This is a genomic window from Vannielia litorea (assembly GCF_900142295.1).
Lineage (GTDB): Bacteria > Pseudomonadota > Alphaproteobacteria > Rhodobacterales > Rhodobacteraceae > Vannielia > Vannielia litorea.
Window position 1 is genome coordinate 2238941 of sequence record NZ_FSRL01000001.1, and the last position, 9707, is coordinate 2248647.

Genomic DNA, 9707 nt, shown 5'->3' on the forward strand with positions numbered 1-9707 from the left:
AGCGATGTTCGACAAAATCCTCATTGCCAACCGCGGCGAGATCGCCCTGCGGGTCGTGCGTGCCTGCCGCGAGATGGGCATTCCATCGGTGGCGGTCCATTCCACCGCCGACAGTGACGCGATGCACGTGCGGATGGCCGACGAGGCCATCTGCATCGGCCCGCCCGCCTCGGCCCAGAGCTATCTCAGCTTTCCGGCGATCATTTCGGCCTGCGAGATCTCCGGCGCCAACGCGATTCACCCCGGCTACGGCTTTCTGTCCGAGAACGCCAACTTCGTGCAGATCGTCGAGGATCACGGCCTCACCTTCATCGGCCCCACCGCCGAGCACATTCGCGTCATGGGTGACAAGATCACCGCAAAGGACACGATGAAAAAGCTGGGCGTGCCCTGCGTGCCCGGCTCCGACGGCGGCGTGCCCGACATGGAGGCCGCCAGGACCGTGGCCGAGGAGATCGGCTACCCGGTCATCGTCAAGGCCACTGCCGGCGGCGGCGGGCGCGGCATGAAGCTCGCAAAAACTGCCAAGGACCTCGAGAACGCCTTCCGCACCGCGCGCAGCGAGGCCAAGTCGGCCTTCGGCAACGACGAGGTCTATATCGAGAAGTATCTCGGCAAGCCCCGGCACATCGAAGTGCAGGTGTTTGGTGACGGCAAGGGCAATGCGGTCCACCTTGGGGAGCGCGACTGCTCCCTGCAGCGCCGGCACCAGAAAGTGTTCGAGGAGGCTCCCGGCCCGGCGATCACGCCCGAGCTGCGCGCCAGGATCGGCAAGACCTGCGCCGAGGCCGTGGCCTCGATCAACTACGCCGGCGCCGGCACCATCGAGTTTCTCTACGAGGATGGCGAGTTCTACTTCATCGAGATGAACACCCGCCTTCAGGTCGAGCATCCGGTGACCGAGCTGGTCTTCGGCCAGGATCTCGTGCGCGAGCAGATCCGCGTGGCCGCCGGCCTGCCGCTCTCGTTCAGCCAGGAGGACCTCAAGCTCAACGGCCACGCCATCGAGGTGCGGATCAACGCCGAAAAGCTGCCGAAGTTCTCTCCCTGCCCGGGCAAGATCACCCAGTTCCATGCCCCCGGCGGACTGGGCGTGCGGATGGACTCGGCGCTCTACGACGGCTACTCGATCCCGCCTTACTACGACAGCCTCATCGGCAAGCTGATTGTCCACGGTCGGGACCGCCCCGAAGCCCTCGCTCGGCTGAACCGGGCCCTCGGCGAGCTGATCGTGGACGGGGTGGACACGACCATCCCGCTGTTTCGCGCGCTGCTGAACGAGGCCGATATTCACAGCGGAGCCTACGACATCCACTGGCTCGAAGGCTGGCTGGAAACAAATCTGCAAGCCTGAGACGAGGCACGCCGGGTGGATCGGCTGACCCCAGACCTGCTGCTCCGGGCCTACCGGATCGGTCTGTTTCCGATGGCCGATGATGCGGACGCCAAAGAGATCTATTGGGTCGAGCCCCGCATGCGCGGGATCTTCCCCCTGGAGAATTTCCACATCTCCCGCTCGCTGGCGCGGCTAATCCGGCGCGAGCTGTTCACTATTTCAACCAACACGGATTTCGGCGGCGTGATGGATGGCTGTGCGGCACGCGATACAACCTGGATCAACAAAGAGATCCACACCGTCTATCGCAAGCTGCACGCGCTTGGCCATGCGCACTCCCTGGAGGTCTGGGAAGGCGATGCACTGGTCGGCGGGGTCTACGGCGTGGCCATCGGCGGGTGCTTCTGCGGCGAAAGCATGTTTTCGCGCCGCCGTGACGCTTCGAAGCTGGCGCTGGCGTACCTAGTGGACCACCTGCGCCGCGCTGGCTTCGTGCTGTTCGACACCCAGTTCATCACCCCTCATCTCGCCAGCCTGGGCGCCATCGAGATCAGCCAGCAAGAGTACCGCCGCCAACTTTCGGAGGCGCTGAAGCTGACCTGTGATTTCCGGAGCCTGACCGAGGTTCCCAGCGGTCACTCGGTGGTGCAGCGCAACACCCAGACATCGTAACGCTGGTGGTCCAGCGCGTTCAGCGCCGGGGCGGAGGCCAGCATCCAGCCTGCGAAGGCCGGAGCTTCTGCGTTGTCGTCCTCGATCACGACGTAGGCCGAGGCCCGCGCCGGTGTGCCCTCGGGATAGCGACAGTCCGACAGGGTGATCCTGAGGTGCCCGTAGCGCACGGTCTCACCCGTTCTGACCTCCAGATCGGAGGTCACGCTGGAGAGCTTGTCGAGCCCCCGGAGCATGGCGCCGGGCCCTTGGAGCACTTCCTGAGCCTGGGCTGCACCGGCCAGAAGGCAGGCAAGTGCCGCGCATTGCACGACGGTCTTCATTCGTCGGCCCCGGAGACGAACTTGGACAACAAGCCGATCAGGCTGACGGCGCCCTGTGTATCCTCGATCTCGCCACCGGCCTCGAGGTTGAACGGCGAGCCGCCGGGGATGATCTCGATGAAGTTTCCGCCCAGCAGCCCCTCGGAGGAGATTGCCGCCGAACTGTCTTCCGGCAGGTTGATCCCGTCGGAGATCGAAAAGGTCGCCTCGGCCCGAAATGTCTCGGCGTTCAGGTCGAGCCCGCGCACCGAGCCGATCTTGACACCGGCGAGCCGCACATCGGTGCCAACCGAAATGCCCTCGGCCGACCGGAAGCTGGCAACCAGCGGATAGCTCCCGCCGCCGCTGCCACCGCCGTCGGTCAGGCCCGACGCATACCACAGGAACCCCGCAGCCGCGGCGAGCACGCAGGCACCGACAATCGCTTCCGTCGTGTTTTCCGACATTGCCCCCTCCTGGCCCCTACTCGGGGCTCCAGGCCTCGTAATCCTGCCGTTCGGCAGGCCGGGCGCGCCGGATGGAGCCGACGGGCGCATAGGCCATCGCAGTGCCGGTCATGTTCTCGACATGCGGCTTTTCCCACGGCTTGTGCAGCAGCGGCCGGTCGGTCGGCGGCTCCTTGAAGGTCTTGTGCAGCCAGCCGTGCCAATCGGGGCTGATCCGCGAGGCCTCGACTTCGCCGTTGAAGATCACCCAGCGCCTGCTGTCATCGGCGTTGCGGTAAAACACGTTGCCGGCCTCGTCTTCGCCCACCCTGGTGCCCTTGCGCCATGTGAACAGCTGGGTGCCCAGAGTGGAGCCGTTCCACCATGTGACGGCCCGCAGGAGAGTGTTCAGTATACCCATCGGCTCGGCTCCTCTTGGTCTCGCCTGATATGCATCAGTGGCGCGGAAAGGTCTAGAGTTTCGAGGAAATCACACCCGTATTGACCCCGCCCATGCGGAGTTCGCCGAAGAGGCGCTGATACTCCATCTTGGGGCAGAGGTTCTGGATGACGGTCACAGCCCGAGCCTCGGCCATGGCAGCCGCCTCGGCGTTCTCGACGCCGATTTGCATCCAGACGGTCTTGAGCGAGGGAAAGGCCGCAAGCGCCTGCTCCACCACGGGCGGCACATGCTCGGACCGCCGGAAGATATCGACCATGTCGACAGAAGCGTCGATCGAGGCGAGGTCAGGCATGACGGTCTCACCGAACAGCACCTTGCCCGCATGACCGGGGTTGACCGGAATCACCCTGAAGCCCTTCAGGGCAAGATAGCGGGCAACGTAGTAGCTTGGCCGCACCTCGTTCATCGACACGCCGACGCAGGCAATCACCTTGGTTTCGATCAGGATTCGGCGCAGCAGGTTGTCTGGATAATTCACTGGCGCCCCTTTCGGAAGAAAAAGGCGCTCGAGCCGTGCGGCCCGAGCGCCAGTCGCGGAACGAGGGACAGTGAAGTGAAACGCTGGTGTTCCGAACCAGCGCTCATGCTCTTCGAGGTAGTCACGTGGAAACACTTTCCAAGAGGATGTAATAAACCTGTGAACGCGAGGTTAACGCAAGGTGATCGGAGAGCAATATTTTCCGGCGGCACCAGATGGCCCTCCCTGCCTTACTTCCCGAGCGGCTTCGGCCAGGTCGCATCGGCGGCCGCCACGAAACCGCGGATGTCCTTCTCCCAGATGCCCCGCACCCGTTGGGAGTAGTTGAGGTAGAGCTTGCCGTCATGGACCGTGAAGGCCGCAGGGTCAGTCGGCGCGACATAGCCCTGGGATGCCGCGTAGGCGCAATATCCGCCATACTGCGGTGCGTACTTCTGCGGATTGCGCTCGAAGGCCTCCCGGTTGGCTGCACTGGCAAACCGCCAGGTCGCGCCCATCCACATCACCTGATGTGCATTCGTGCCTTCCACCGGCCTGCCTTCCGTGAAGTAGGCCACCGGATCGTAGCCCTGAATTGCAAGGTCCGAGACCTCGAAAACCGGCGGCTCGTCGGCGCTGACGGGCAGGGCCAGCGCGGCAAGAGCCGTGGCGAGCAAGAGGCGGCGGGTCAGCATTTTCATCCTCCTTGGGTTCGCACAAGAATGAAGCGGCCACCCGGCCCTTGGCCAGCCTCTTCGCGGAAAGGTGAAATCATGAAAGTTTTCGCGCCGCGGCGTAGAGCGACACGGCGGCCGCATTCGACACGTTGAGCGAGCCGAACTCGCCCGCGAAAGGAATCCGCACCAACCTGTCGCAGGTCTCTCGGGTCCGCTCCCTCAGTCCGGGGCCCTCGGCCCCGAGCACGAGGGCAATGGCAGCGCCTCCCGGCAGCTCTGCAAGGGCGGCTTCGAGCGTGATCTCGGCCTCTCCTGCAAGCCCAAGCAAGGTGTAACCCGCCGCGCGCAGCTCCTCCATCGCGTCGGCCAGGTTGCGAACGCGGAGGTAAGGCTGGCGTTCCAACGCACCCGAGGCGGTCTTGGCCAGGGCCCCTGTCTCGGGCGCAGAGTGGCGCGAGGGCCCCACGACCGCACGTGCGCCGAAGACCTCGGCGGAGCGGAGGATGGCCCCTACGTTGTGCGGATCGGTCACCCGATCGAGCAGCACGACGAGCGGCAAGCCTTCGCCGCCGATGGCCCGGCTTTCCACGCTGCCCCAATCGAGCGGCTTCACTTCGAGCGCCGCTCCCTGATGCACCGAGCCCGGATCGAGTGGCACCGGAAACTTGCGCGGGTCGGCAATTTCGGGCTCGATGCCGGCCGCCTTCCAGCATGGCTCGCCCAGGCGGTCGGCGGCATTGCGGGTCAGCACCAGCCGCAGCTTCTCGCGTGCCGGGTTGGCGAGCGCGTCGCGCACCGCGTGCAGCCCGAAGAGCCAAAGCGTCTCCGCCGCACTGGCGCGTTTTGCACGTTCCTTGTCTACCACCCAGGCCGGTTTCTTTGCCACGTCATGCCCCTTCCATTTGCCGCTTCCCTCCATGGTCGCGTGGGAAGGAAATCTCAAGGTTTTTCGCCTTGACGGGCAGGGGCGGGCTTTGTATTCCGCTCCGGCGTCGGGCGACGAGCTGCAAGGTGCGGCAGCGGACTGTAACTCCGCCGGGGAGACCCATGCCTGGTTCGATTCCAGGGTCGCCCACCACTCCCCCTCCCCTTTAGACAAGACAGCGCGGTGGCATGACGGCCTAGTTCGCCCAGGCGCGCGCGCCCGTGGTGATGAGCGACGGCGTGATCTGCCGCACCACGCGGTTCCACCTCGTGACCGGCTGCTCCGCCACGAAGATCACGTCATCCGGGCGCAGTTCGAACTTGGCCGCCAGGGTGAAGTTCGCGGCATTGCGCCCGTCGAGGTGCCACGCCGTGACCGCACCGAACTCGCGGGGATCGTCTGAGGCGCGCAGCACGTAGATCTCCCGCACGTTCCCGGTTTCAAGCGGGATGCCCCCGGCCCCCTCGAAGAGCGCGTCGGCCAGGCTCGCCTGCCGCCCGAGCGGGAGCGGAAAGCGCGCCTGTCTTTCGACTTCGCCGGTCAGGTAGACATAATCTCGATCCACCGCGTCGAACTCGACCTGTGCCCGGTAGTTCTGCCGCGCTTCATTCAGCGCGTCACGACGGATGGCAATTTCCGTCGACAGCTCCGACAGCGCATCACGCCGCTGCTGGCTCCGAAAACCGGCCAACGTGATCTGCTGTTCGAAGTAGGACTGGGCCTGGTCAAGCTCGTATTCGGTATCGACGAAGATAGAGTCGCCGTCGATCAGCCGAATGCGCTTCAGCCCGGAGCGGGCGTAGAATTCGCGCAGCGGGATCTGGTAGAGCGCCCCCTCGCGGTAGATCCGGATCGAGGCATAGTCCAGGTCTTTCGCGGTCACTCCACCGGCCGCGGCGAGGGCCTGATCCAGGTAAAGCGGCGTCAGCCGGATCGACGCCACCGCGGGGTTTGAAACCGCCCCGCCGACCGACACCTTCTGCGAGTTGAACTCGGCGATCTCCAGCGAGAAGGTCGGATCTATCTGGGATTGGACCATGCGTTGGAACAGCTCGGCTTCCGCCTCCTCGACGGTCATGCCCGCGATGCGCACGCGACCGACGCTGGGAATGTTCACCGACCCGTCATCCTGCACCGTATACCCTTGCCGCGCATTCTGCGCCGCCAGCAGGCCCGATAGCTCCTCCACCGTGCCGCCGGCCTTGGGGGTTGCGAGGAGGATCACATCGCCCACGCCGATGGCATAGGGCCCGGGGTCGGCCTGCGGCGGGAGCCGGGTTTCGAGGCTGGACGGGGGCGAGGTCTGCTCGAAGACGGGATCCGGCAATGCACCGGAGCTCCGCAGGCCTCCACCGGCGCCCGCTCCGGTCGAAAAGATCGCCGGAAGGGTCCTGGGATCATACTGCGAGCGGTTTGCCAGCAGTGTCGTCTCGGCGTTTACCGGAACCACACGCACCCGAGTGCCGTCCGTGAGGCCACCGCGCACCTTGGGGCTCTGGTACGCCGTCCCGCAGGCCGCAAGCACCACACACAATCCGATCATTCCGAAACGCCGCATATTCTTCCCTGACCTGCTTTTGTTCACTGGCTCTCTTCGACCACCACACGCATCACCACCATCCCGGCAAAATCGCCCGCCCACTGGCGGGATTGCACGACCTGGCCGGAGGGCCGGGCGACCCAGTAGAGATTCTCGAAACTCTGATCGAGGCTCCGGCACTCCTCTGCGACCAAGGTCGTGGCCACGGTGCGCAGCGCGCCCGAGCGGGTGCCGACCTGGATGCTGCGCGGCCCACGTTCGCCCAGGAGGCAGAGATACGTTCGGGTGATCGCCTTGTTCTCGCCGTTCAGAAACGTGTGAAACCGCTTCACCGTCCCGGTTTGCCCTGCACCAAGGAGGGCGAGTGTGTCCGATACATCCGAGCCGGACATGTCGCCGCCCAAGCCGGCGGTCCCGACCAGAACACCGCGTCGCAACTTCAACGCGATCCCGTCGGAGCTGAGATAGGTGTCCACACCGCCCCGGCTCACCTCTCTGAGCACGATCGTCGTCGCGTCGGTCTTTTCGACCGCCACCTGGAGCGCCGGCGCACCGGCCTGCAGGAGCTGAGCGTAACGGCCTTGGGCCTTGCTCCGCACATCTCTCGGCTGAGGCGCACCCACGCCGCCGACCGAACCGGAAGCGCATCCCAGGAGGCCGCAGCAGGCCAGAGCCGCAACGCCGCGCAGCGCCGGGGATCGCCAGACCGATGCCGCGCAGGTCGCCGTCACCTCTTTCCGCCCGCCCCGGATCATCGCAGGTACTTTCCCCAGCTGTTGACGATCTCGCCGCCACGATACGGGTCCACAACGTTGTAGAGCCGGTTGCGAACCGAGAGCCGAGCGCCCCCGTCGCGCTGAATGGGGCGAATGACCTGCCCGGTCACGGCACGGGAGGGTTGCCCGGTGATCCAGGACAGAGGGACTTCAACAAAAATTCCCTTGTCGAAGGATCCTTCGCCGAAGTCGTCGAAGGAGACGTCCGTGAAGGTTGCAAAGGCGCCGACCTTTACGCCGTTGTTGAAGCGGCGGTCCAGTGTGAAGGTGGCTCCCCAGTCGCCCGCGAGGTAGCGCCCAAAGTCGATCTGCCCGTGATACCCGCGCCCGAGGTCATAGTAGGCCGAGGCATGCCCGGTCCATATGCTGTAGTCCTGAAAGCCGAAGAGCTGCTTAAAGTCTCGCTGTACAGCGTAGTTGACCTCGGCCCCCAACGCGAGACGGCTGTTGAGAGGATACCAGAGCAACTCCGCCGAGACCCCGCCGAACATCGGCTCGAGATAGCCCGCCGTGAGGCGGCCGAACATGTCCTCGCGTGGCCGGAAGAAATATTCGGCCGTCAGGTGGGTGATCCTCAGATCCGACTCGACGGCATAAAGCACAGCATCCGACCGAACATGTGGCAGAACGCTGAAGGAGCGACGTGTCGCATCGTCGATGGTGCTGTGGAGCGGCTTTCGGATCTGCCCCGAGAGGATAAGGCCGGGCCGCGGCTCCCAGGCGGCATTCGCCTGTACACCCACTTCGTAGCGCAAGGGGTCATCCGGATCGAAGAGGGAAAAGGAGGCGTAGGGCGAGAGCCCCCAGGACAAGTGCGGATAGGTCACCGCCACGCGCGACCTGCTGCCGCCCGCCTGAAATGCGTCGGCGATATCGGCGCGTGCGAGCATGTGCCACTCGCCCTCGAGCGCATGTTCCTGCTCTTCGAGATCGGCCCGTTCCACCCGGATGCGGGTCAGCCGCATGCCCTTTTCGGCCAGCGTGACCTCGAAGACCCGGACCGATGGATCCAGCGTGTTGGCCATCACGCGCGCGGCGCGTCCCGCGGCCTGTGCGGTGGCGCCGAAGCGGAGGTTCTCGATCTCTGCCGAGGCCTCATGTCCGCGCACATCATGCCTCACAAGCCTGAGACCCTGTTCGCCCAAACGCTGATCGAGAGCATGTGCCGCGCGCTGGCCCACTTCATCCGTGCCGCCGAGGTTCCAGCTCTGCCCGGCCACGGTCGACCGCGGCAACAAGGTCGGTGGTGCGCTCTCCTGGCCCGCAGGTACGCGCGGGCGCGCCGGGTCGATCAGGTAGGATAGCCGAAGGCCGACCTCGTTGCCGTAGAGGTAATAGGCCCCAAGATCGACACCGTTGCGAAACCTGTAGGACAGACCAAAATTGTAGGGCGAGGACTGAGGGTCGATCGCCATCTCGCTCTCGCGCGGATAGGTGTCGCTCGAGTATTCGGCCATCAGGGTGAGCCGATCGGTGGCATGCCACTTGAAGCCCCCGAACACCGCCGCATCTCCGCGAAACCAGTGATCGAAGCCGATCTCCCCGGTTCTTGTGCTTCGCTCAGGCCGGGTTTCGAAGGCGTCGTTGATCACACCCAGGGGGTTCTCGAACCCTCCGCGCCCGGCAAAACGGCCCCAGCCGATGCCTGCGGTCAGTTGCAGACGGGGTGTCACATATTTCGAGGCAACGACAAATTCGCCCCCCTGAAGCCCGGTCCCGCCAAAATCGCGCAGGCCCAGAGATATCGCGGGCCACACATCGTCTTCTTCGCGCAGCAGGATGGTGAGGTCGAAGCTGCGGTCGTAGTAATCGGAGTTCGGTCGAAAGAGCGAGCCGAGGTTGGAATAACGGAAGGAGCCCGAGATGCGGGGCGTGATCTGGAAGGTCAGAGAGTTGCGCCAGATCGGGCCGTAGTTGGCAGACGTCAGGGCGAAGGTGCCATCAGGGAGCGGTTCCGCCGTCGGCATGTCCACCAACCCGGGGGTGCCGTAGAACGACAGGTTCTGCGCGGTCGCAGGGCCGGCCATGGCGAGCGCCAGAACCAGCAGGGCGAGACTGCCAAATCTGCGCCGAAACGATGCTGCCCTGCGGTTCATGACCGCGCCCGCAGATG

11 protein-coding genes and 1 tRNA gene are annotated in these 9707 nt (G+C 65.0%); 3 read left to right on the forward strand and 9 right to left on the reverse strand.

Translation table 11 applies throughout. From position 1 onward, the window contains the following. The first annotated feature begins 4 nt into the window (after positions 1–4). Entirely contained in the window at positions 5–1354 is a 1350-nt protein-coding gene (accC, locus tag BUR94_RS10930; RefSeq protein WP_074256267.1) for an acetyl-CoA carboxylase biotin carboxylase subunit, read from the forward strand. Positions 1355–1369: 15 nt separating this feature from the next. Beyond that, the gene (gene aat / locus BUR94_RS10935) at positions 1370–2008 is read left to right on the forward strand and encodes a leucyl/phenylalanyl-tRNA--protein transferase (RefSeq protein WP_074256268.1); all 639 of its coding nucleotides are present in this window, start codon (positions 1370–1372) and stop codon (positions 2006–2008) included. Here aat and BUR94_RS10940 read toward each other — a convergent pair. From BUR94_RS10940 to rlmB, 6 genes are all read right to left on the reverse strand, one after another. Next, entirely contained in the window at positions 1972–2331 is a 360-nt protein-coding gene (locus tag BUR94_RS10940; protein ID WP_139301269.1) for a DUF2155 domain-containing protein, read from the reverse strand. The genes aat and BUR94_RS10940 overlap by 37 nt on opposite strands. Further along, the gene (gene mlaD, locus BUR94_RS10945; protein ID WP_074256269.1) at positions 2328–2777 is read right to left on the reverse strand and encodes an outer membrane lipid asymmetry maintenance protein MlaD; all 450 of its coding nucleotides are present in this window, start codon (positions 2775–2777) and stop codon (positions 2328–2330) included. Before mlaD ends, BUR94_RS10940 begins: the two co-directional genes overlap by 4 nt. A 16-nt stretch (positions 2778–2793) precedes the next feature. Beyond that, on the reverse strand, positions 2794–3177 hold the full coding sequence (locus tag BUR94_RS10950) for an NADH:ubiquinone oxidoreductase subunit NDUFA12 (RefSeq protein WP_074256270.1): 384 nt from the start codon (positions 3175–3177) through the stop codon (positions 2794–2796). A 52-nt stretch (positions 3178–3229) separates the two neighbouring features. Continuing rightward, positions 3230–3697, reverse strand: a complete 468-nt coding sequence (locus BUR94_RS10955; protein ID WP_074256271.1) for a CoA-binding protein — start codon at positions 3695–3697, stop codon at positions 3230–3232. Between the two features lie 230 nt (positions 3698–3927). Next, positions 3928–4371: a YHS domain-containing (seleno)protein gene (locus tag BUR94_RS10960; protein WP_084193002.1), complete on the reverse strand. Its 444-nt coding sequence runs from the start codon at positions 4369–4371 to the stop codon at positions 3928–3930. Between the two features lie 76 nt (positions 4372–4447). Beyond that, positions 4448–5272 carry a 23S rRNA (guanosine(2251)-2'-O)-methyltransferase RlmB gene (gene rlmB / locus BUR94_RS10965; RefSeq protein WP_139301270.1) on the reverse strand — a complete coding sequence of 275 codons (825 nt, stop codon included), beginning with the start codon at positions 5270–5272 and terminating at the stop codon, positions 4448–4450. 75 nt (positions 5273–5347) lie between these two features. Between rlmB and BUR94_RS20695 the strand changes: the two genes are divergently transcribed. Then, positions 5348–5431: transfer RNA gene (locus tag BUR94_RS20695), tRNA-Tyr, on the forward strand. Between the two features lie 43 nt (positions 5432–5474). Here the strand turns inward: BUR94_RS20695 and BUR94_RS10970 are convergent. Genes BUR94_RS10970 through BUR94_RS10980 form a run of 3 tightly spaced genes read right to left on the reverse strand, consistent with a single transcriptional unit; the run spans position 5475 to position 9690 of the window. After that, positions 5475–6836, reverse strand: coding sequence for a polysaccharide biosynthesis/export family protein (locus BUR94_RS10970; protein ID WP_084193003.1), 1362 nt, complete (start codon positions 6834–6836; stop codon positions 5475–5477). Between the two features lie 23 nt (positions 6837–6859). Further along, positions 6860–7573, reverse strand: a complete 714-nt coding sequence (locus tag BUR94_RS10975) for a YjbF family lipoprotein (RefSeq protein ID WP_074256273.1) — start codon at positions 7571–7573, stop codon at positions 6860–6862. Next, positions 7570–9690 carry a YjbH domain-containing protein gene (locus BUR94_RS10980; protein ID WP_245794434.1) on the reverse strand — a complete coding sequence of 707 codons (2121 nt, stop codon included), beginning with the start codon at positions 9688–9690 and terminating at the stop codon, positions 7570–7572. Before BUR94_RS10980 ends, BUR94_RS10975 begins: the two co-directional genes overlap by 4 nt. Positions 9691–9707: the final 17 nt, after the last annotated feature.